Annotated in this window: 17 protein-coding genes and 2 riboswitches; of the genes, 12 read left to right on the forward strand and 5 right to left on the reverse strand. The window is 28.6% G+C overall.

The features are described 5' to 3' along the window. Positions 1–128: 128 nt before the first annotated feature. Entirely contained in the window at positions 129–923 is a 795-nt protein-coding gene (locus L992_RS02205) for a Cof-type HAD-IIB family hydrolase (RefSeq protein WP_047394136.1), read from the reverse strand. A gap of 153 nt (positions 924–1,076) precedes the next feature. Between L992_RS02205 and L992_RS02210 the strand changes: the two genes are divergently transcribed. The 8 genes from L992_RS02210 (at position 1,077) to L992_RS02245 (ending at position 9,944) form a co-directional block, all read left to right on the forward strand. Further along, positions 1,077–3,428: an EAL domain-containing protein gene (locus L992_RS02210; protein ID WP_052191626.1), complete on the forward strand. Its 2,352-nt coding sequence runs from the start codon at positions 1,077–1,079 to the stop codon at positions 3,426–3,428. Between the two features lie 141 nt (positions 3,429–3,569). Then, positions 3,570–4,499: a MoxR family ATPase gene (locus tag L992_RS02215; protein ID WP_047380758.1), complete on the forward strand. Its 930-nt coding sequence runs from the start codon at positions 3,570–3,572 to the stop codon at positions 4,497–4,499. Positions 4,500–4,511: 12 nt separating this feature from the next. After that, complete coding sequence (locus L992_RS02220; protein WP_047394138.1) at positions 4,512–5,345, forward strand: DUF58 domain-containing protein; 834 nt, start codon at positions 4,512–4,514, stop codon at positions 5,343–5,345. Next, positions 5,342–6,082, forward strand: coding sequence for a hypothetical protein (locus L992_RS02225; RefSeq protein ID WP_047394139.1), 741 nt, complete (start codon positions 5,342–5,344; stop codon positions 6,080–6,082). The genes L992_RS02220 and L992_RS02225 overlap by 4 nt, the downstream gene beginning before the upstream one ends. Beyond that, positions 6,075–7,034, forward strand: a complete 960-nt coding sequence (locus tag L992_RS02230) for a VWA domain-containing protein (RefSeq protein ID WP_047380765.1) — start codon at positions 6,075–6,077, stop codon at positions 7,032–7,034. The genes L992_RS02225 and L992_RS02230 overlap by 8 nt, the downstream gene beginning before the upstream one ends. Before the next feature lie 11 nt (positions 7,035–7,045). Continuing rightward, the gene (locus L992_RS02235; protein ID WP_047394142.1) at positions 7,046–8,008 is read left to right on the forward strand and encodes a VWA domain-containing protein; all 963 of its coding nucleotides are present in this window, start codon (positions 7,046–7,048) and stop codon (positions 8,006–8,008) included. Further along, positions 8,001–8,576, forward strand: coding sequence for a hypothetical protein (locus L992_RS02240; protein WP_047380770.1), 576 nt, complete (start codon positions 8,001–8,003; stop codon positions 8,574–8,576). The genes L992_RS02235 and L992_RS02240 overlap by 8 nt, the downstream gene beginning before the upstream one ends. A gap of 9 nt (positions 8,577–8,585) precedes the next feature. Next, the gene (locus L992_RS02245; RefSeq protein ID WP_047394144.1) at positions 8,586–9,944 is read left to right on the forward strand and encodes a BatD family protein; all 1,359 of its coding nucleotides are present in this window, start codon (positions 8,586–8,588) and stop codon (positions 9,942–9,944) included. A gap of 117 nt (positions 9,945–10,061) precedes the next feature. On the opposite strand, the gene L992_RS13050 is transcribed toward L992_RS02245, so the two are convergent. After that, positions 10,062–10,475 carry a hypothetical protein gene (locus L992_RS13050; RefSeq protein WP_052193878.1) on the reverse strand — a complete coding sequence of 138 codons (414 nt, stop codon included), beginning with the start codon at positions 10,473–10,475 and terminating at the stop codon, positions 10,062–10,064. Between the two features lie 300 nt (positions 10,476–10,775). Then, a riboswitch (purine riboswitch) is annotated at positions 10,776–10,873 on the forward strand. Between L992_RS13050 and L992_RS02255 the strand changes: the two genes are divergently transcribed. Further along, entirely contained in the window at positions 10,866–12,194 is a 1,329-nt protein-coding gene (locus tag L992_RS02255) for an NCS2 family permease (RefSeq protein WP_052191628.1), read from the forward strand. Its footprint overlaps the riboswitch before it by 8 nt. Positions 12,195–12,258: 64 nt before the next feature. Here the strand turns inward: L992_RS02255 and L992_RS02260 are convergent, their stop codons facing one another. From L992_RS02260 to L992_RS02270, 3 genes are all read right to left on the reverse strand, one after another. Then, positions 12,259–13,821: a glycine betaine ABC transporter substrate-binding protein gene (locus L992_RS02260; RefSeq protein WP_047380774.1), complete on the reverse strand. Its 1,563-nt coding sequence runs from the start codon at positions 13,819–13,821 to the stop codon at positions 12,259–12,261. Continuing rightward, complete coding sequence (locus L992_RS02265) at positions 13,818–14,990, reverse strand: betaine/proline/choline family ABC transporter ATP-binding protein (RefSeq protein ID WP_047380776.1); 1,173 nt, start codon at positions 14,988–14,990, stop codon at positions 13,818–13,820. The genes L992_RS02260 and L992_RS02265 overlap by 4 nt, the downstream gene beginning before the upstream one ends. Before the next feature lie 92 nt (positions 14,991–15,082). Next, entirely contained in the window at positions 15,083–16,285 is a 1,203-nt protein-coding gene (locus tag L992_RS02270) for a sodium:proton antiporter (protein ID WP_047380779.1), read from the reverse strand. A gap of 41 nt (positions 16,286–16,326) precedes the next feature. Next, a riboswitch (Fluoride riboswitch) is annotated at positions 16,327–16,386 on the reverse strand. A 220-nt stretch (positions 16,387–16,606) separates the two neighbouring features. Between L992_RS02270 and nagE the strand changes: the two genes are divergently transcribed. The 3 genes from nagE to L992_RS02285 all read left to right on the forward strand — a co-directional run bounded on the left by nagE (position 16,607) and on the right by L992_RS02285 (position 22,386). Then, positions 16,607–18,064, forward strand: a complete 1,458-nt coding sequence (gene nagE / locus L992_RS02275) for an N-acetylglucosamine-specific PTS transporter subunit IIBC (protein ID WP_047380781.1) — start codon at positions 16,607–16,609, stop codon at positions 18,062–18,064. 130 nt (positions 18,065–18,194) lie between these two features. After that, the gene (locus L992_RS02280; RefSeq protein WP_047394145.1) at positions 18,195–19,370 is read left to right on the forward strand and encodes an exonuclease subunit SbcD; all 1,176 of its coding nucleotides are present in this window, start codon (positions 18,195–18,197) and stop codon (positions 19,368–19,370) included. After that, positions 19,357–22,386: an AAA family ATPase gene (locus tag L992_RS02285; protein ID WP_047394146.1), complete on the forward strand. Its 3,030-nt coding sequence runs from the start codon at positions 19,357–19,359 to the stop codon at positions 22,384–22,386. The genes L992_RS02280 and L992_RS02285 overlap by 14 nt, the downstream gene beginning before the upstream one ends. Positions 22,387–22,397: the final 11 nt, after the last annotated feature.

Here is a 22,397-nt window from a genome sequence, read left to right on the forward strand (position 1 = left end):
AAGATAGCCTATTTGGACATTTAAAATTTGATAGCTAAGAAGTTAATTTACACTAAATTTGGTATACTCCCTAAAAAAATGACGCCAAGATTATTTGTATTACTTGGCGTCATTTTTAAAGTTATATTTTATAAATCTAAAGAGAAAACTTTAGCTAAGTACTTTGCAACTCCATTTTCATCATTAGTTAATTCTAATACTTCAAACTCTTTTTTTAACTCTTCAAATCCATTGGCCATAACCAATCCTTTTCCAGCAAATTTTAACATCTCATAGTCGTTAAAAGCATCTCCAAAGGCGATAGTGTGCTCTAGATCTATATTTTTAGAGTTAGCTAAAACTTTTAAAGCTTTTCCTTTTGAAGTTTCAAAATGAACAACATCAAGATAATTTTCTTGTGATATAAATGCATTTACTTCTTTTAAAGAGTTAAATTCAGAAGAAAGTTTTTCTAATTTATTGTTATCTTTACTCATTAAAACTATTTTTTCAAAATCAAATGTTGAAATGTTATTGATGTTTATTTCTATAGGGTCTTGAGCTGGATTGTATAAATAAGTATTAACAAGATCAAGCGTTCCCTCTCCTATATAAAGCTGTGTTCCATAGCTTCCTAGAAAAGCACACTCCTCTTTTAAAGCTGTTTCAAAGACTAGTTGCGCTATATTTTTATCAACAATTTTTTGAAAGATTAATTCTCCTTTGTTGTCATAAATTGTTGAACCATTATTACAAATAATCTCACCATTCAGGTTTAAAATATCATAAATATGCTTAGCCCCTTTCAAATTTCTACCAGTTGCAATTATAAAATGTACACCATTTTGCTTTAATAAATCGACAATTTTCTTTGTGTAATCTGAAACCTCTTTATTGCTGTTCACTAATGTTCCATCTAAATCTGAAATAACTAATTTATACATTTTGTCCCCCTTATTAAATTATGTTTTCAAAGACATTATAGTATTAAAAACTTATAAATTCAATATTAATATTTGAAAAAAATGAAATCTGTGTTAGAATGTTATAAAACACGTGTTAGAATGTGACACAAATCAGGAGTAAAGGGAAATTAAATGATGAAATCAAGGGTACTAATTTTACACGATAGCGAAAGAGCAAAAAGATCGCTAGAGGAACTAGGATTATATTTATTACAAGATTATGAATTCGAGTTTTTGAATATAGTAGAATATTCAAAAAATAATTGGAAAAACTATGACTTTATTATATTTGATAGCTACAATGACTATGTTTTTGAATGTTTCAAAGAGAAATTAGATAGAATAGTAGTATCTGTAAATATACTAAAAGAGGAGAGACCATCTGATTACATAAAAAGAGGAGCCACTAATTTCCTTTTAAAACCGTATTCTCTAAAAGAGATTAGATTAGTTTTAGATAAACTAAAAGAAACAATTTTAATAAAAGATGAAGCTGAAGAGAATAAACTAAAGTTTTATACTTTAATGGATAATATCCCATATATGGCATGGTTTAAAAATCAAAGTAGCCAATATATGATTGTTAACAACGAATTTAAAGAGCATTGTGGCAAAGACTTTGATACTATCAGAGGTAAGGATGATCAATTTGTTTGGAATGGTATGATTGGGGAGAACTGTAGAGAGTATGATTTAAAAGTAATGACTGAAAGAAAACAGTTAATATTTGATGAAGTTATTCCAGGAAAAAAAGGATATAGACAATTTAATATATACAAAGTTCCTGTTGTTGACACTAATGATAATATTTTAGGAACAATGGGGATAGCTAAAGATATAACCGATTTAAAGAATAAAGACGTTAAATTTGATATTCTATTAGAAAATATGCCATTTGCTGTTTTTACTAAGAATAGAAAGGGAGAGATTGTACAAAGTAATTCTACATTCTATAGATTAACAGAAATAAATAAACTTTTATATATGAATCTTAAAGAGGAAGATATATTAGGGCAAGAACATAGAGAAAGCATCTCTATAGAGGATAAAGATGTAATATTTAATAAAAGTAATATAAGTTTAGTTAGAACCTTAAATACTAAATCGGGAGAAAAAATAGTAGAAGTATTTAAATCTCCAATTATAGATATATCGGGAGAAGTTATTGGAATAGTTTGTACTATGAGAGATGTAACTGAAATGAAAAATCAAGAAGCTAGAATCAAAAGAATGGCATATACAGATTCTCTTACTGGATTAGCAAATAGAAGAGGACTGTATAATTTTATTGAAAGTGAACTAGTTGAAAATGATGCTGACGCTACTATCATGTTTATGGATTTAGATAACTTTAAGCATTTAAATGACAACTTTGGCCATCAACATGGTGATGAGATTTTAATTGAGTTTGCAGAGGATTTACAAAAAATTTGTAGAGATGGTTTTGTATCAAGAATTGGTGGAGATGAGTTTGTAATAGCTTGGGAAGGTAAAATGAGTAAAGAGACTGCTACAGAAACTGCAGATAGTATTCTTAATCTATTAACAGGAAAAAAGATTAAATTTACAAAGTTATCAGCTAGTATAGGTATTGTAACAGGAAATACAGGTGAAGAAAGTATCGACAATTTCTTAACTAAAGGGGATTTAGCACTGTATAAAGCTAAAGATCAAGGTAAGAATCAGTACGTATTTTATAATAAAGATTTAGATAAAAAGAGATGCTTGAATGAAGAGATAGAACAAGATTTAAGAAATGCTTTAGAAAAAGATGAGTTAGAACTATACTATCAACCTCAGTATTGTTGTAATAAAAATCTAGTTGGTTTAGAAGCTTTATTGAGATGGAATAATGATAAATATAGAAGAGTTCCAATAATTGAGATTATAAATATTATGGAAAAATCAACATTGATAGATGAAATAGGAAACTTTATCATAAGAAGTGCATTTTCTTTTGCTAAAAAAATAAATGAAAATAGAGAAAAAAAAGTTGTTGTATCAGTTAATATATCTGCAGTTCAAATTATGAAACATAATTTTGTTAGAAATATTAAAAAGATAATAAATGAGGTTGGAGTAAATCCTAAATATGTAGGAATTGAAATTACAGAAACTGTATTACTTCAAAATATAGACGAAAATATATTAAAAATAAAAAACCTAAAAGATATCGGAGTGAAAATATCTTTAGATGATTTTGGGACGGGTTATTCGGCATTTAATTACTTAGTAAAATTACCTTTATCTAATATAAAAATAGATAAAAGTTTTGTATGGGGAATGAAAGACAGTGAAGAGTATAGAACACTCGTTAAATTATGTATAGACACAGCTCATGCATTGAATTTAAGAGTAGTGGCTGAAGGTGTAGAAACAAAAGAGGATTTAGAACTTCTGAAATATATGAAATCGGATTATATTCAAGGATATCTATTCTCTAAACCTCTACCGAAGTCTGAAATACTAGAAACTATTTTATAAAAAATACAGATAAATAAAAATAAAAGAAGAGTAAAAGTTTAAACTTTTATTCTTTTTTTTTCGTCAAAAAATTTGGTGATTTTAAATTTTTTAACTATAATAAAGTAATCACTATATACTATTGAAACTTAGGAGGAAAAAATGGAAAGAATTAATACTTTAAAAAAGGAGATTTCTAAAAAGGTTATTGGACAACAAGATATGATTCATAAAATACTTATAGGAATTTTAACGGGCAATCATATTCTTTTAGAAGGTCTTCCAGGATTGGCAAAATCACTGACGGTAAATACAATTGCAGAAACTTTAGGATTAAGTTTTTCAAGAATACAGTTTACTCCCGATTTATTGCCTAGTGACATAGTAGGAACAGAGATATACAATGAGAAAACGGGTGAATTTCATGTTAAGAAAGGACCTATATTCGCTAATATTATATTAGCTGATGAGATAAATAGAGCACCTGCTAAAGTTCAGTCAGCACTACTTGAAGCGATGCAGGAAAAACAGGTAACAATAGCTAATGAAACATTTAAATTAGATAAACCATTTATAGTTTTAGCAACACAAAATCCAATAGAACAGGATGGAACATACCCACTACCTGAAGCTCAACAAGATAGATTTCTAATGAAAGTGAAAATAGAATATCCAACTTATGAAGAGGAGATGGAAATTCTTGATCTTTTAACGGGAGAGAAAGAGTTTAATGACATATCGATTCAAACAATAATAACAGCTAATGATATAGAGGATATAAAAGAACAGATAAAAAAAGTTAATATAGATTCAAAACTAAGAAAATATATTTTAGATATTATTTTTAAAACTAGAGAAGAGTCTGAATATATAGCATGTGGAGCTTCTCCTAGAGCTAGTATAGGACTTGTTATAGCAGCTAAAGCAGCAGCTTTCTTAGATGGAAGAGATTTCGTTATGCCACAAGACATAAAAAAAGTTATTTATGATGTTTTACGTCATAGATTGATACTTACATATGAAGCTGAAGCTGAAAATAAAGATGTAGAAGATATAATAGAGGATATATTAAAAACAGTAGTTTTACCTTAAGGAGTGATAGTTATGAATTTTGATCATAGTAAAGAGAGTAAAAAAGAGCTGTTGAAAAAAATTAAAAATATAGAGATAAAAGCTACAATTTTATCGGATAATATTTTTGCGGGACAATATCAATCATGTTTAAAAGGAAACGGTATGGAGTTTGCTGATATTAGAAGATACGCTCCGGGTGATGATGTAAAAAAGATAGATTGGAAAGTAACTGCAAAACAGAGAAAAGCATATGTAAAAGAGTTTGTTGAGGAGAGGGAACTCTCTGTATTTCTATTAGTTGATGTTTCAGCTTCAAATAGATTTAAAGATAAATTGGATTTAATAACTGAACTAGTAGGAAGTTTAGCATTTAGTGCAAATAAAAACGGAGATAGAGTTGGAGCTCTGTTTTTCTCTAATGAGATAGAAAAAATTATCTCTTTGAAAAAGGGAAAAAAACATGCCCTTTCTATTATAGAAAATCTTTTAGTTTTAAATCCAAAAGGAAAGAATACCGATATAGCTAATGCTCTTAGATATTTTGGAAAAATATTCAAACGAAGATCTGTTATATTTTTAATCTCTGATTTTTTGGATGATAACTACGAAAAGGAACTGAAAAGTTTATCTAGAAGGCATGAGATAATTCCAGTCAGAATAGGTGATAAAAAGTTCGAATCACTACCTAAAGGAGCGATTTTTACTTTAGAAGATTCTGAAACTGGTGAACAAATAGTTGTTGAAAACTATAGTTCTAAAAGTGAATTTGCTATAAATAGTTTAAATGATGGAATCAATCTTTATGTAGGCCAAGATTATGTAAAAGAGATATCAAGATTTTTCTGTCGAGGGAGAGTGAGATGAAAGAGATAAAAAAATTGTTCCTCTTTATCTTCATATTTTTCTCCGTTTTAGGTTTTGGTGAAGAAGTTAAAGAGAAAGAGTATTATGTAGGAGATAGGATAACATTAAAAATATCTGGAGATATAAAAGAGGAAGAGATTAAACAAAGTTTAGAGGAGTTCAAAATATACTCTTTAGATAAAACAAAAAATAGCTCATATATAGTAACGTTTGGAAGTTATAATATTGGAGAAAAGGAGATTCTTCTAGGTGATAAAAAATTAAAGTTACCAATAGTATCTACTTTAACCGATGAAGATAGAGAACCTTATAAAGAGTTGGCTAATTTAGAGAAGATGTATGATGAAAAAGACTATCCTTATACCGCTATAATATTAGGAATGAGTGGAACGACTGCAATGCTACTATCTATTGTATTATTTATAATAGATAGATTAAAAGATCCATATATTATATTTAAAAAAGGAATAACTAAAGTTAACGAGAGTAATTGGAAAGAGAAAGTTAGTTTTGAATTAAGAAAATATATAGATGGTGTATATAATACAAACTTCTTAGGTGGAGATTATAAGTTAATCTCTACATTAACTACTAGCGATATTGATTTTATTAAGAAAATGGATTATTTAAAATTTGCTCCAAATGCTATTTGTAGCAACGAAGAGAGCTCAGAATACAAGAATAAAGCCATAGAAATGGTTGAAAGACTCAGAAAGGAGAAAAAGAATAGTGTTTAACTTCAAATTACCTTATATATTATTACTAATCCCTATAGTGACCTATCTTTTCTTTAGAAGAAGAGTTAGTGGAGCTATTAAAGTTCCAGGAATACAGATGATAAAAAAATATTCCAAAGGAAGTAAAAAACATCTTTTAGGAAAGATTTGTATATATTTATCTACAATTTTCATGATATTTGCTTTGGCCAGACCACAAATTACAAGTGAAGGAAAAATTGTAAAAAAAGATGGAATAGATATTGTTATATCATTAGATTTATCTAAATCTATGGAAGCTAGAGATTTTAATCCAAATAGATTGGAAAAATCAAAAGAGATTTTAAATGAGTTTGTAGATAAAAGATCTAACGACAGAATGTCATTGGTTGTTTTTGGTGGTGAAGCATACACAAAGGTTCCTTTAACTTTTGATCACAATGTTTTAAAAAATATGATATCTACAATTACAACAGATGATATTAGTAGTAATAATAGAACTGCTATAGGAATGGGATTAGGAGTCGCTTTAAATAGATTAAAAGATTCTGATTCAAAATCTAAAGTTGTTATTCTTATGACGGATGGTGAGAATAATTCGGGAGAGATGAGTCCTATTGGTGCTGCAAAAGTAGCTAAAGAATTAGGAATAAAAGTTTATACTATAGGTATAGGTGCAAAAGAGATTCCTGTTCCTGGATTTTTTGGAACTAGATATATTCAAAACAACGAACTTGATGAAAATCTTCTGCAAACTATTGCAAATGAAACAAATGGAAAATATTTTAGAGCTAGTGATTCTAAAGAGTTTCAAAACATTTTCAACGAGATTGATAATTTAGAAAAAACTAAAATAGATAGTAGAAGTGTATATGATATAAAAGAATACTTCGAAGAGCTATTAGAAATTGCTCTATTTTTATTATTATTAGGTATATTTTTCCAATATTTTAAATATATAAGAATACCTTAAGGAGGGATAGTATGGAATTTGGAAATATAGATAATTTAAAATTTATAGTTACCCCTGTATTAGTCGTGGTATTTTTAATATTAGGGTTTAGAAAAAGACAAAATATTTTAAGAAATATTGGTTGGAAGAATGATAATATTTATTCATTTTTAAAAGCTATTTTTTTGTCTATAGGTGCTTTTTTAGTATTTTTAGCATTACTTTCTCCACAAAAATTAAAAGATGAGCAGAAAATAGAGGTTAAAGGAAGTGATTTATATATTCTTATGGATATATCTAGATCAATGCTAGCTCAAGATACCTATCCGAATAGACTCGAACTGAGTAAGAAAGAGTTGAAAGAGATTTTATCAAATTTAAAAGGAGATAGGGTAGGAATAGTTCCTTTCTCAGATAGTGCTTACATCCAAATGCCTTTAACAGATGATTATTTTATGGCAATAAATTATATTGATGCTATTGATAGTAAGTTAATATCAGGTGGAGGAACACAACTTCTAGAGGCATTAAAACTAGCAAATAGTTCGTTTGAGAAAACAGAGGCTATAGATAAAAATGTTATAATTTTTTCTGATGGTGGAGATCGAGAACCTGATGTTTTAAGCTTTGTTAAAAAAAATAATTTAAAAACATTTATTTTTGGGGTTGGAACTGCAGATGGAAGTGTAATTCCAATAGACAACGGGTTTATAAAAGATGACTCTGGAAATATCGTTGTTTCGAAATTGAATGACACTTTTTTAAAAGAATTAGCCTCAGAAAGTGGAGGTAATTATTATTCTTTAAACAATCTGAGTACAGGTAGTTATAAAAATTTGATTGAAGATATTGGAAAACTAGATAAAACTTCTCAACGAGAAGAAAATTTGAAAACTTATGAAAAATATTATCAATATCCATTAAGCTTAGGATTATTTTTAATTTTATTGGGATATTTTTTACCTAAAAAGGAGAGGGAGGAATCGTATGTTTAAAAAAATCTTTCTTTTTATTTTAGGAGTTATATTGAGTTTATTTTCTTTTTTGGAATTCAAAAAATCTATGAATAAAACTGAAAATATAGGATATACAAAATTTTTATCTGGAAATAAGTTGGTTGAAGAAAATAAAATAAAAGAAGCTATTGAAGAATACAAGCTAGCATTAGATAATAATAACGATATAAATATAAAAAAAAATTATGAACTAGCATTGAAACAACAAGAAAATCAACAACAATCTGATCAACAAGATCAAAACAAAAAAGATAATCAAGAACAGAATGAAAATAATCAAGAGCAAAATAAAAATCAGCAGCAATCTGATCAAGAAAATGGCAATAATAATGAAAATAAAAATAATCAGAGTGATCAAAATAATAACGAGAATAACTCTGAAAATAATAAACAGACACAAAGTGAACAGCAACAACAAGATCAGCAAAAAGCTGATGAATTGAAAAGTATTATGCAACGACTTGAAGGAAATGAAAAGAGAGCTTTCAAAAATAATGAGAGAGTTCTAAACATGAGTGAAGATAAAAATAGTGAGAATAGATGGTAAGGAGTCGGAATGAAAAAAACTAGTTTATATATAATGATGTTACTACTTTGTAAAATAAGTTTTTCAGAGTTAGTTTTAAATGCCTCAAATCCATCCCCATCTAGAAATGAAGACTTTAGTATAGAAGTTTCATTCTTAAATGAGGATAAAGGAAAATATACGATTGAAGGAATAGAGAATTTTGATATTATATCTAAAGCTTCAACAAATAGTTATAACTCTATCAATGGAAAAACAACTTCAGCTAAAAGTGATATTTATAGAGTTAGAGCAAAATCAGAAGGAGAATTTTCTTTAAAAGTAAAAACTGAAAAAGGAGTAGAAAAAGTAATTTTAATAGATGTTCAAAAAAGTCAATCTATTAATTCCGCTTTAAGTGATAGATTTATATTAAAAAGTACTACTCCTAAAACGACATTCTATTTTGGAGAGAAGATTCCATATGAGGAGTATTTTATAAGTGGGGTTAGAGTAAGTTCTCTTAGTCAGGCAAAAAAGCCTAATTTCAAAGATTTTTCAGTTAAAGATATGACTCCATATAGCAATAATAACTATATTCAGACTCCTGTTGATTTTAATGGAAAACAAGGAATTCAAGTGACACTTTTCAAAGGAGTTTTACAAGCTAATGGTAGTGGTCTGAAAAGCATATCTTCAAGTAGTGTTAAAGTAGGAGAGCCCACAAGAGATTTTTTCAATGAAAATACATCATATATAGGAGATGAGGATATTGAGATAGATATCAAACCTTTACCTGATCATTCTCCTACTAATTTTAAAGATATCGTAGGAACATTGAACTCTTTAGAAAGTTGGAAAACTAAAGAAGTGAATGTTGGTGAAGCCATAACTTTAACTTTGACTTTACAAGGAAGTGGAAATTTGGCTCTTTTAGATAGTTTGCCTATTAAAGAAGATATGAATTTTAATGTATTTCAAACTATCAAAGGATATAATGAAAAGATAATTGATGGAAAATATTTTAATGAAAAGATTTTTGAAATTGCATTTATTCCTAAAAAAAATGGAGTTCAAAAAACTCCAATAATAGATATTCCTTATTTCAATACGATCACAGAAAAATATGAAATATTAAATATTCCAAGTGAAGAGATCGTCGTGAATGGAAAATCTGTAAGTTCAGAAATAAAAATACCACAAAATACAAACACTAGTCCTATAGATAAAAATATAGAAAAAAATATGAAAAATATTGATTTAGAAATGATTCAAGTTGAGAAAATTTCTCCAAAAAATATTTTTAAATTAATTTCTGTAATATTTGGATTTATTGCTCTAATTGAAGGTGCACTTATTTCTTACCTATTATACACTCGTAAACAGGCTTCTAATTCTAAAAAAAGATAAAATTACAGTTTTAAAAAACTAATTTTTGTGGAATAATAATTTAGAGATTCAAAAATAAAAGAAGTGAGGTATTTAGTTAAACCTCACTTTTTGATTAATATAGATTTTTAATTTTTTTTATTTCTTTTTTTTCATGAATTTTTGGAAATGGTTTGTATTTAGATCTTTATTTCCAGGAAGAGTTTTTTCTTTTCTAGAATTTTCTGTATCGGTCTTTTTTTTGATATTTTTGATTTTATAAAGTTTTGGATATTTTGCAAAAATATTTTTTTGAATTTTTTCGTAATCAGATCCATCTCCAATAACAAACTCTTCATATACTTCATCTTCATCGTCAACATATATTGTTATTTCTAACAAATCATTTTTCTTTGTTTTTATAGAGTCGAAATCTTTAATTTTTTCTATTAAAAACTCATCTGCTTCATCATCTATTTTGTTTAATACAACTAATTCACCATCTAGCTCTTTAGCTAATTTTATATATCCTTCTAAAACTTCAACTAACATTTCTCTTGTCACGTTATACATAGTTTTACCTCCTAATATTTAAATATTTATGCTATATTATCTCATATTTTATAAAAAGTTACAATTCTTATTAAATTAGTTTAAATAATTATTATTTAAAACTTATGTTGATGCAGATAAGAGGTATTATATGTACTTTTATTTTCTATATATTGTTATAGTAATTATTATTTTTATATGTTTGTAATTATGTGTTTTTTAAAGAAATAATTTTAGTTTTGAATATTTTATAGTATGTATTTTTTATAAGAAATATGCTCTTAAAATAAAAGTTGACAATATTTGTGAAATATAGTACAATATTCTGTATTTTTGATCACTGATATAATCCTGCAATAAGGGCAGGAGTTTCTACAAGCCGCCGTAAATGGCTTATTATTAGGAGGAGTAATGGAGAACATTAAACAAAAGAATAATGGTGTGCTAGGGGCTATTGATTCTTATTTTCAACTTAGCCAACACAACACTACAATTTCAACAGAATTAACTGCTGGAATTACAACATTTATGACAATGGCATACATTTTAATAGTTCAGCCTCTATTCATGAGCGCTGCTGGAATGGATGTAAAAGCTGTTACTATTGTAACTGCGATACTATCAGCTGCATTTTCAATCGTTATGGGACTATATACAAATAGACCTTTTGCCATGGCACCAGCTATGGGAGGAAATGCTTTCTTTGCTTATACTTTAGTTGCCGGAGGAATGGTAACTTGGGAAACAGCTATGGGAATGGTATTTCTATCAGGAATAGGATTTTTATTATTAACAGTTCTTGGATTAAGAGGACTTATAGTAGAAGCGATTCCTAAAAATTTAAAATTTGCTATTGGAGTAGCTGTAGGATTCTTCATAGCTATGGTAGGATTTAAAAATGGTCAAATAATGACTATTGGAAACGGGACAATCTCTATGGGAAGCATCTCTAATCCAAATACCATACTATCTTTAATCGGACTTTTCATAACAATTGCACTTGTTTTAAATAAAGTAAAGGGCGGAGTTTTAATTGGTATAGTTATTACAACTTTACTTGGAATTCCAATGGGGATCACTCAGATACCTGAGAGTTTCTTCTCTATGCCTCCATCAATATCTACAATAGCTTTCAAGCTTGATATTATGGGATCATTAAAATTTGCATTTATACCCCTTATATTCACATTTTTCGTAGGAGATTTCTTCTGCACTCTTGGAACACTTCTTGGAGTATCTGCTCAAGCAGGACTTTTAGATGAGGATGGAAATCTACCAGAAGTAGATAAACCATTTTTAGTAGATTCTATAGCAACTATTGTAGGAGCATTATTTGGTTCAACAACAATAACAACATTCTTAGAATCTGCAGCTGGAGTTGAAGAGGGAGGAAGAACAGGGTTAACTGCAATCTCAACTGGAATATGTTTTATATTTACTATATTTTTAACACCTATAGTTTATATAATTCCATCTGCTGCAACAGCACCAGCTTTAATTTTTATTGGAATTTTAATGATGACAAGCATTAAATTTATTGACATGGATGACATGACTGAATTCGTTCCTGCTGTTATCACGATTATGTTTACAATTTTTACTGATAATATGGCCTCAGGAATGAGTATGGGAATAATATCTCATGTTATTATCAAATTTTTAACTGGAAGATATAAAGAGCTAAATGCTCCTGTGTTAATTTTAACACTGCCATTACTTGGTTATTTTATCTTTTTATAGAATACAGAATTAAATATATTTAAATTAAAAAAGCTGAAGAATTCTTCAGCTTTTTTCTATCTTATTAATTTATGATTCCTTTCTCAATCAAAAACTTTCTAATGATATTTTCAATCGGTTCTTGACCTTCAATAGCTAAAAGATTTAAAAGTTGCATCTCATCCTCGTTAAGCATTCCAACCAAAGAATCTAAGGATTTTATAACATCTGGTTTTATATTTTCAAAGCCTTTTTTCATAGTTACAACAACTTCATAAGGTGGGAAAAACTTTAAGTCATCCTCTAATAAAAATAGATTATGTTTAGCTATAAGTCCATCCGTTGAATAAACTAAGGCAACCTCTATTTTGTCAGATACTAAAGAGTTTATAACAAGCCCTTGATCCATTGAAAGAATACCATTAAATTTTATATTATAAGCTTTTTGAATTCCTAAAAGCCCATCCTCCCTCTCCATAAACTCATGAGGGCCACTCAATACCATATTTCCTGCATATCTTTTTAAATCTGTTATAGTTTTTATTCCATATTTTTCAGCAACTTCTGGTTTCATAGCAAAAGCATAAGTATTTTCAAATCCCATCGGTTCTCTTATGTCTAAATTATGATCTCTTGCGTACTCTTCTTTAATGATATCAAAGACTGTTTTTGCATCAGCTTTTTCTTTTTTGCCAAGATACGCTGCATAGGCTACACCAGTATATTCTGGATATACATCTATGTCTCCATTTTTTATAGCTTCAAATATCACAGTTCCTGTTCCAAGTTCTACGGTTTTTACTTTATAAGAAGTGTTGGCTTCTATTATTTGGGACATCATAATACCTAAAATTCTTTGTTCATTATAATTTTTATGTCCTACGATGATTGTTGGAACTCCTTTTTCTTTACTGTTTTCATAAATTCTAAATCCTACAAGAAGAACCAAGATAGTTGTAATAACTTTTAAAATCTTTATATTCTTCTTTTTTTCTTTTCTATTTGTTAGCATACCACTTGGTGTTAAAACTTTTTCTAATACACCTAAAAAATAGTTAGCAACAAATGCCAAAACCGCTGTTGGAATAGCACCCGTTAAAACCAAATTATTATTACTAGTTGAAATTCCTCTAAATATAAGTTCACCAAGACCACCAGCACCTATTAGTGCTGCAATTGTAGCAGTTCCTATTGTAGCAACTGTTGAGATTCTAATTCCTCCCATTATGACAGCAACAGCAATCGGAAGTTTTACTCTTGTCAAAACTTGGAAATTTGTCATTCCCATTCCAACCGCAGCTCCAATAGTCGACTTATCAACTCCCTTAATTCCAATATATGTATTTGTTATTATTGGTAGAAGAGAATATAAAAAAAGTACAAAAACTGCTGGCTTAAGACCGATTCCCATAATTGGAATTATTAAACCAAAAAGAGCTAAACTAGGAATCGTTTGGAATATCCCTGCTATTGTTAACACAATTTTAGAGAGTCGCTCACTTCTAATTATAAAAATTCCGATGGGAACACCTATAAGGATAGCTATACTTACAGCTAGTCCTGTTATTTCTATATGCTGAAGCAAAGCTACATTTACTTCAGGTAATTTTTCTAAAAAATATTTTATGAAAGAGTTCAGAGAGTTCATAAAACATCTCCCCCTTCAATTACATCTCCTTCATTTTCAGGAGATGGAGCTATCTTGCTGATTGCATTTACCAAACCTAAGTTTGTAATAACTCCTGTTAATTTATTATTACTATCTACAACAGGCATAACTCTAGCTTTTATACTAGACATTTTATTTAAAACATCCAAAAGATTACTATCTTTGTCTATCGTAGAAAAATCTATATCCATTACTTCACGCACTCTTAATACGTTGTTCTCCATAGCATGAATTAAATTTTTTCTAAATATTATACCTATCGGTTCACTATGCTTTCCAGCTTCACTTTCAGTCACAATTAAAAAATCTGTATCATGAGTTTTAAGAAGATTGAAAGCTCTTGATATGTTACTTCTTTTCTCTATTGTCCAATACTGCTTAGACATAATATCTGAAACCAAAAGTTTTTTAGGAGTTTTCCAAATTCTATCTTTACCTATAAATTGCTCTATATATTCTGAAGCTGGATTTTTTAGAATTTCATCTGGAGTTCCAAATTGTAAAATTTCACCATCTTTTAAAAATGCTATTCTCTCTCCTAATTTTATAGCTTCATCCATATCATGGGTAACAAAAATTATTGTTTTCCCCAACTCTTTTTGCAATTTTAAAACCTCATCCTGAATACTCTCTCTAGTTATCGGATCTAAAGCTGAAAATGGTTCGTCCATGAGTATTATATCTGGATTTGTAGCTAGAGCTCTGGCTATTCCAACTCTCTGCTTTTGCCCCCCAGATACTTCATGTGGATACTTATCATAGTATATTTCAGGATCAAGATTTAAAAGTTGTAATAATTCAAACGCTCTACTTTTTCTTTTCTCCTTTTCCCACTTTAAAAGTTTAGGAACAAGTTCTATATTTTCTCCAATAGTCATATGTGGCATAAGACCTTCTTTTTGAATAACATAACCTATTCTTCTTCTTAAAGTGATTGGATCAACTTTACTGATATCCTCTCCATCTATGAGAACTATTCCATTGCTTGGATCAATCAATCTGTTGATTAGTTTCATTGTGGTCGTTTTTCCACATCCAGATTCCCCAATCAAAACTACAAATTCACCAGTTTTTACTTTGAAATCTATATTTTTTAAAATAAGTGTTTTCTTATCATAGGATTTTGTAACTTTTTTAAACTCAATCATATCTATCACCCCAAAATATAAATTTTTGTAAAATAAAAGCAACTATTCCTATATACTTCTAACTCCTAAATTTCCTTTTTAAATTTTTTATTTTATGAATCTTTTAATAACTCTTTATATGTTGAGTTTATTCCTATCGCACCTAACGGAGCTGTTATTAATACACTCAATATAGCTATGGCTTGCATAATTTCTCCACCCACAACTCCCATTTGCAAAGGTATTCCAGCTTTTGCAGATTGAACTGTTGCTTTTGGTAGATATGCTATCACACAAAAAAGCCTCTCTTTATAAGTTAAATTAGTTCCTATTAAGGCGATTAAAACTCCTAATGATCTTACTGAAAGTGAGAAAAATAAAATAGTTAAACCTATAAAAAAGTATCCACCTACAAGTCCTGGATTTATTGCCATTCCTACAAATGTAAACAGATATATTTTTCCATATTTCCAAATAGAATTCATTCCTTTATGAATCTCTTTATATTTTTCACTATAATAGAAACGAATAAAAAACCCTAGAGACATAATACTAAGTAATGAATTGTATAGAGAAAAATGATATTTGTTTTCTATAAATCTTAGTAAGATACACAGACTAAATATTACAATCAATTTAAAACTAGAGTTTTTAATATTTAAAAATGATTTTTTTCCAATAAAAGCAACGACCCATCCTATAAGTAAACTAACTACAATTGAAAGTGGAATAGTCAAAAGTTGAGTTTTCATATCAAAACTTCCTCCATCAATCTTTTGAAAATATATAGCTAAAAATGTTGTAAATAGAGTTATAGCTATTGTATCATCTGCTGAAGCTCCAACTAAAAGTAGTTGTGGAACAGATTTCTTTTGTCCAACATTTTTATCAATAAGATTTACCATCGATGGAATAAGTACAGCCGGACTAACTGCAGCTATTATAAATCCTAGAATAGCACCTTGGATAAATGTAAAATTTAAAAAAATTGTTGAAAGATAAGCTACTGCAAATCCTTCTAATGTAGCTGGAATAATACTAAGTAAAACTGCCGGTCGTCCTATTTTTTTTATTTGATCTGCTCCAATACCAAGACCACCAATAAATAAAACTATGACTAAAGCGATGTCTTTTAACAAAGGTGCAAAGCTTAGAGCTAACTCAGGTGTTTTATCAAATCCATATGGTCCAATCAAAACCCCTGCAACCATCATCCCTATTAAAGATGGTATTTTAAATTTTTCTACAATTTTACCTAAAAAATTTGAATAGATTGCTAAAAAAATGAAAAAAATTAAAGTAATAATATAATGCATTTTCTCTTCCTCCTTAAAATAAAAAAGACTCCTACCCTTAAAAAAGAGTAGGAGTCATTAGCTTTACGCGTTTAATGGCGAACTCCATCGCCTATTTATTAATCTAGAATTATTATATCATATATTAAAATAAAGTAAATAAAAAAATTAATTTTTTATTTATTTGAACACTGATTCTACAAGGATTTATGCAATATTTTTTGTATATATTATAGTTATTGTGTTCTATAAAAATATAAATCGTTCTTGACATAATAATTCTTTTATTATAAAATATGTTAGAAATAAAATTTCAAAAAAAATATATTTAGGAGGGAATGTATGTTTAGTTATTTACAAAAAATCGGTAAAGCACTAATGGTTCCTGTTGCAGTATTACCTGCTGCTGCAATTTTATTAGGTTTAGGTTACTTTATTGACCCAACTGGTTGGGGAGGAAACAGTGCTTTAGCTGCGTTTCTAATTAAATCAGGAGCTGCTATCATAGATCAAATGCCAATTCTATTTGCTGTTGGAGTTGCCTTTGGAATGTCTAAGGATAAAAATGGTTCAGCTGCTTTAACTGGTTTAGTTGGATTCCTTGTAATCACTACTCTTTTATCACCAGGTGCTGTAGGACAAATTATGCAAATTGAAGAGGTTCCTGCAGGATTTAGTAAAATCAACAACCAATTCATAGGAATTTTAGTTGGAGTTATATCATCAGCTTTATACAACAGATTTAGTGATGTAGAATTACCAAAAGCTCTTTCTTTCTTCAGTGGAAAAAGATTGGTTCCAATTATAACATCTTTCGTTATGATTCTTGTTTCATTCATTTTAATGTATGTTTGGCCAACAATCTATGATGGATTAGTAAACTTTGGAGAAGCAATCAGTGGAATGGGAGCTGTTGGAGCTGGAATTTACGGATTCTTAAACAGATTACTTATCCCTGTTGGATTACACCACGCATTAAATTCTGTATTCTGGTTTGATGTTGCAGGTATAAATGATATTCCTAAATTCTTAGGTGGAGCACAATCTATCGCTAACGGAACTGGAATTCCTGGAATTACAGGAATGTACCAAGCTGGATTCTTCCCAATAATGATGTTTGGACTTTTAGGAGCTGCTCTTGCATTCGTAAAAACAGCTAAGCCTGAAAATAAAGATAAAATAAAATCAATCATGATTGCTGCTGGATTTGCAACTTTCTTAACTGGGGTTACTGAACCTTTAGAGTTTGCTTTCATGTTCGTAGCACCTGGATTATATTTAGTTCATGCTATTTTAACTGGTATATCTTTATTCATAGCAGCATCTATGCATTGGATGGCTGGATTTGGATTCTCAGCTGGTTTAATAGATATGCTATTATCATCTAGAAACCCATTAGCTACTAACTGGTATATGTTAATAATTCAAGGATTAGTATTCTTCGTACTTTATTATGTAATATTTACTGCAGTTATAACTAGAATGAATTTAAAAACTCCAGGAAGAGAAGATGAAGATTCATCTGATGATGAAACAACTTCTTCTAAACCAACAACAAATGATGAGTTAGCTGAAAAACTAATCCCTCTTTTAGGTGGAGTAGATAACATAGTTATTGTTGATAACTGCATTACAAGATTGAGACTTGAATTAAAAGATAATAGCTTAGTTCAAGATTCTGAAATTAAAAAGTTAGGTATTGCTGGTGTATTAAAAGCTGGAAAAACTTCAGTACAAGTTATAGTTGGAACTCAAGTTGAATTCGTAGCAAATGCTTTAAAAAGATTAACTGGAAAATAATACCTAAAAAATAAATAAAAAGTTAAAAAGGATTGAAACATAAAATTTCAATCCTTTTTTATTTTGTTTAAATTTGAATTTTGATCCATTCAGTGGTAAACTGTAATAAGAATAGTTTTAGGAGGGGGATATGAAGATACTTCATACTTCTGATTGGCACTTAGGTAAAAAACTAGAGGGTCAATCTAGAATAACAGAGCAAAAATTATTTATAAATGACTTAGAAGAGATAATAAAAAATGAAAAAATAGATCTTGTGCTTCTCGCGGGTGATATTTACGATACATACAATCCATCTGCTGAAGCTGAAAAATTATTTTTTGATAGCATAAAACAACTTTCTTTGAATGGAAATGTTGGAATTATAATAATTCCAGGAAATCACGATAATCCAGCAAGATTAAATGCGGTTAGCCATCTAGCAAAAGATTATGGTGTTATAATATATGAAACAGCATTCCAAAAGATAGAGACAGGAAGGTATGGCTCTTTAAATATATATAAGAATTCTCCAGGAGGAATTTTTATTGAGAAAAATGAAAAGAAAATCTATCTATATAATTTGCCATTTCCTAGTGAGGCTATTTTAAATGAAACATTTGAAGAGAAAAAATTTAACCTGAGAATAAAAGAGATTTTAGAAGAGGGAGTCTCTTATAATGATGAAAATATTCCAACAGCTATTATGACACATATATATGTAGCTGGTTCTATGGGAGAAGGAGAGGTTGCACTTGAATTAGGTGGTTCAAGAGCTATCTCTACAGGTGATTTACCAGAAGTTGAATATATAGCTTTAGGACATGTTCATAAGCCAATGGTATTTAAAAATAAAAATGCATACTACTGTGGATCTCCATTGGAGTATAGAGTTACTGAAAATAGATTTGATAAAAAAGTTTTTGTTGTGGACATCTCTTTAGATTCAAGTGTTATAAAAGAGATACCGATATCAAACTATAAACCTATAAAAGAGTATCTTGTAAATGGAGCTGAAGAAGCGATTCAAAAATCCAATGAGCTTTTAGATAAAAACGAATGGATATATTTAAAAGTAAAATTAGATGAACCTCTAACAAATTCAGCAATCAGAAAAATTAAATCCAATAAAAATATTTTAGAGATTATCCCAATTATAGAGCTAAATGAGGAAGAAAACGAAGTTACGTTATATAACGAAACTAACTTGGAAGAGGCTTTTATAGAGTTTTTTAAAGAGGAAAGTGAAGGGTTAGCTCCAAATGACAACATTTTGAAACTTTTCTTAGAGCTTTTAGAGGAGGGGGAAAAAGATGAAACCAATTAAATTAGAAATAAGTGGACTACAAAGTTTCTCTAAAAAACAAACTATAGATTTTAATGAGCTTACTTCTCTTGGCCTTTTCGGTATATTTGGAGAAACCGGAAGTGGGAAATCAACAATCTTAGATGCTATGATTTTTGCAATATTTGATAAAATACCTAGAACTATGGGAAATAGTGGGAATGGAATAAGACCATGTCTAAATCAAGACAGTGACAGCATAGAAGTTTATTTTAAATTTTCTTTAGGTGAGAATTTATTTGAAATAGATAGATGCTATAAGAAGAAATATACTCGGAAGGGTGAAGAAAAATTTGAGCAAGCGAAACCAATTTTAAAGATAAATGGTGACGTGGTTGCTGATACTGTAACAAATGTTCAAAGTAAAATAAATGAATACTTTGGAATAGGAGTTAATGATTTTACAAGATCAGTTGTTCTTCCTCAAGGAAAGTTTAGTGAGTTTTTAAAACTTAAAGGTTCAGATAAAATGAGTATGCTTGAAAATATTTTCGATTTAGAAAAATATGGTACGAACTTGTCAAATAAAATAAGTTTTCGTCTGAATGATTTAAAAGAAAGTATAAGTTCGCTTCAAAATCAGATTAAAGGAAAAGGAGATATCTCTATTGAACTTATAAACACCCTTAAATCTGATTTAAAAATCAAAAACTCTGAACTTACTCAAATTATAGTTGAGAAAAAAACTTTAACATCTGAATTCTCAGAATTAAATAATATAAAGACTCTTTTTGAAAAATTAGAACTATATAGTTCTGAACTTTTAAAATTAGATTTAGTAAAAGAGGAGATCGAACGAAATAAAAATGATGTCTTGAAACACGAAGTTGCAAGCTCTTTAAAAGTTTTAATTGAAGAGTTAGAAAAAATTAAATGTGAGATTATTCAAAATAACTTCGATTTAAAAAATCTTCAAATATCTTTAGATAAAGAAAATGCAATTCTAGATTTAGAAAAAAATAAGGAAGAATCTTTCGATAAAAAAATAGAAGAGATAAATCAAAAAATTTCAGAGAGAAAAGTTGATCATGAAGCACTTGATTCTCTTAGAAAAGCCGAGGGATATCTTAATAAGATTGAAATAAAAGAAAAACTATTAAAAGAGATCTCTTCAACTAATAAAAAAATAGAGGAAGAGATTGTATCGTTTAAAGAAAAAGTTACAAAAAATAAAGTTGAATTAGAAATTAAAGAGAACGAGTTAAACTCATTAATAAAAATTGATTCAAACACAATATCTACTTTAGAAAAAGATATTGCAGATATAAAAACAAAACTTGGAATTGAAACAGAGAAAAATTTAAATAAATCTAATTTAGAAAAAGATTTAAGAAACTATTTAGAAAAAAAAGATGATTTATTACATCAGTTTTCTGCAATAGATAAAATAGTTACGGATCTTCAAAAACAAACTCTTCAAAATCATGCTTTCGAATTAGCTCAACATCTGAATCATGGAGATAATTGCCCCGTATGTGGATCAAAAGAGCATCCAGATTTAGCAAAAGCTACTCATCATATTGATATATCTATTCTAGAAAAAAATATTAATGAGAAAACTATTTTAGAAAAGAGATTAATAGAGATAGAGACAAAGATTGAATATGTAAATGCAGATATATTAAGAATTGGAGATATTGAAAATATAGAAAGTTTAAAAGAGACTTTAATACTGAAAGAAAAAGAGTTGAAATCTTTGAAAGATATTGAAAGCGAAGCAGTTAGAAAAGAACGAGATTTACATAGCTCTATAACAACTCTAATTTCTAGCATATCTAACTTAGATGAAAACATCTCTCACAGAAAGTCGACACTAAAAGATTCTTTACAAAAAGTTACGGTTTATGAAAATGAAATATCAAAGGAGAGAGAGAATCTATCCTCTCTAAAGTTTAACAACATATTTTCAAATTCAAATGAGATTATTTTAGAGTCAATTTTAAAAGAAAAAAATATTTTAGAAAATATGGATAAAGAGTATAGAACTCTTATCTCTTTTAAAGAATCATCTGAGATTGAATTAAGAAAAATTAAAAATAACCTTCTCTCTATTTTAGAGAATGTTCAATCTAAGAATATAGATGTTGCTACCTTGAAAGAGAAAATAAGCAACTCTGAAAGCAACTTCGAGATTAAAGATAATCATTTAAAAGAAACCATAATTTCTAAAGGATTCAATTCAAAAGACGAAGTTCTTTCATATCTTTTAAATGAAGATATCTACTTATCTATAAAAAATAAGATTTCAGAATTTGAAAATAGTTATACTAGATATAACCATTTAAAAAGTGAGATTCTATCCGATATTGGCAATAGAGAGTTTAATTCTGAAAGATGGGAGTTTTTGAGTAGATATCTAGAAGAGTTATCTGAAAAAGAAAACTCTTTAATTAAAGAGACTACAGAATTGAAAAGTAATTTGAATAGAATAGAACTCCTAGCTGAAGAAGCTCATGAGTTATTAAAAGAGATTGAAATGCTAACTCTTAAACAAGATGATCTTCTACTTCTTCAAAAAAGATTTAAAGGACGAAAGTTCGTTAACTTCCTTGCTAGAAAACGTCTAGATTACATAACATATGAAGCGTCAAAAAGATTACAAAAAATAACTAGAGGAAGATATCTTTTAAAAGTTGATAATAACTGTGATTTTATAATAATTGACACCTTTAATAGTAATCACTCGAGAGAGTGCTCAACACTTTCTGGTGGAGAGACTTTTATTGTATCTCTTGTATTAGCTTTAGCATTATCAGGGCAATTACAACTAAAGGGTAAAATTCAATTGGAGTTCTTCTTCCTAGATGAAGGTTTCGGAACACTTGATAGTGTTTTATTAGATAGAGTTATTGAGATATTAGAAGAGATTAGATGGAAAGAAAAAATGAAGATTGGTATTATAAGTCATGTTGAGGATTTAAAAATAAGAATACCAAGAAGACTTGAAGTTTCTACTGCAATACCGGGAGAAATAGGTAGTACAATAAAATTAATATAAAAATCATAAAA

The sequence above is a fragment of the Cetobacterium sp. ZOR0034 genome (genome assembly GCF_000799075.1).
In the GTDB taxonomy this organism is placed as follows: Bacteria; Fusobacteriota; Fusobacteriia; order Fusobacteriales; family Fusobacteriaceae; genus Cetobacterium_A.

Bases quoted from the DNA above. Each gene is read 5' to 3' on its own strand.
- L992_RS02235 (WP_047394142.1), top strand. From the start codon at position 7,046: ATGGAATTTGGAAATATAGATAATTTAAAATTTATAGTTACCCCTGTA.
- L992_RS02285 (WP_047394146.1), top strand. From the start codon at position 19,357: ATGAAACCAATTAAATTAGAAATAAGTGGACTACAAAGTTTCTCTAAA.
- L992_RS02220 (WP_047394138.1), top strand. From the start codon at position 4,512: ATGAATTTTGATCATAGTAAAGAGAGTAAAAAAGAGCTGTTGAAAAAA.
- L992_RS02225 (WP_047394139.1), top strand. From the start codon at position 5,342: ATGAAAGAGATAAAAAAATTGTTCCTCTTTATCTTCATATTTTTCTCC.
- L992_RS13050 (WP_052193878.1), bottom strand. From the start codon at position 10,475: ATGTATAACGTGACAAGAGAAATGTTAGTTGAAGTTTTAGAAGGATAT.
- L992_RS02280 (WP_047394145.1), top strand. From the start codon at position 18,195: ATGAAGATACTTCATACTTCTGATTGGCACTTAGGTAAAAAACTAGAG.
- L992_RS02210 (WP_052191626.1), top strand. From the start codon at position 1,077: ATGATGAAATCAAGGGTACTAATTTTACACGATAGCGAAAGAGCAAAA.
- L992_RS02245 (WP_047394144.1), top strand. From the start codon at position 8,586: ATGAAAAAAACTAGTTTATATATAATGATGTTACTACTTTGTAAAATA.
- L992_RS02270 (WP_047380779.1), bottom strand. From the start codon at position 16,285: ATGCATTATATTATTACTTTAATTTTTTTCATTTTTTTAGCAATCTAT.
- L992_RS02240 (WP_047380770.1), top strand. From the start codon at position 8,001: ATGTTTAAAAAAATCTTTCTTTTTATTTTAGGAGTTATATTGAGTTTA.
- nagE (WP_047380781.1), top strand. From the start codon at position 16,607: ATGTTTAGTTATTTACAAAAAATCGGTAAAGCACTAATGGTTCCTGTT.
- L992_RS02260 (WP_047380774.1), bottom strand. From the start codon at position 13,821: ATGAACTCTCTGAACTCTTTCATAAAATATTTTTTAGAAAAATTACCT.
- L992_RS02265 (WP_047380776.1), bottom strand. From the start codon at position 14,990: ATGATTGAGTTTAAAAAAGTTACAAAATCCTATGATAAGAAAACACTT.
- L992_RS02205 (WP_047394136.1), bottom strand. From the start codon at position 923: ATGTATAAATTAGTTATTTCAGATTTAGATGGAACATTAGTGAACAGC.
- L992_RS02255 (WP_052191628.1), top strand. From the start codon at position 10,866: ATGGAGAACATTAAACAAAAGAATAATGGTGTGCTAGGGGCTATTGAT.
- L992_RS02215 (WP_047380758.1), top strand. From the start codon at position 3,570: ATGGAAAGAATTAATACTTTAAAAAAGGAGATTTCTAAAAAGGTTATT.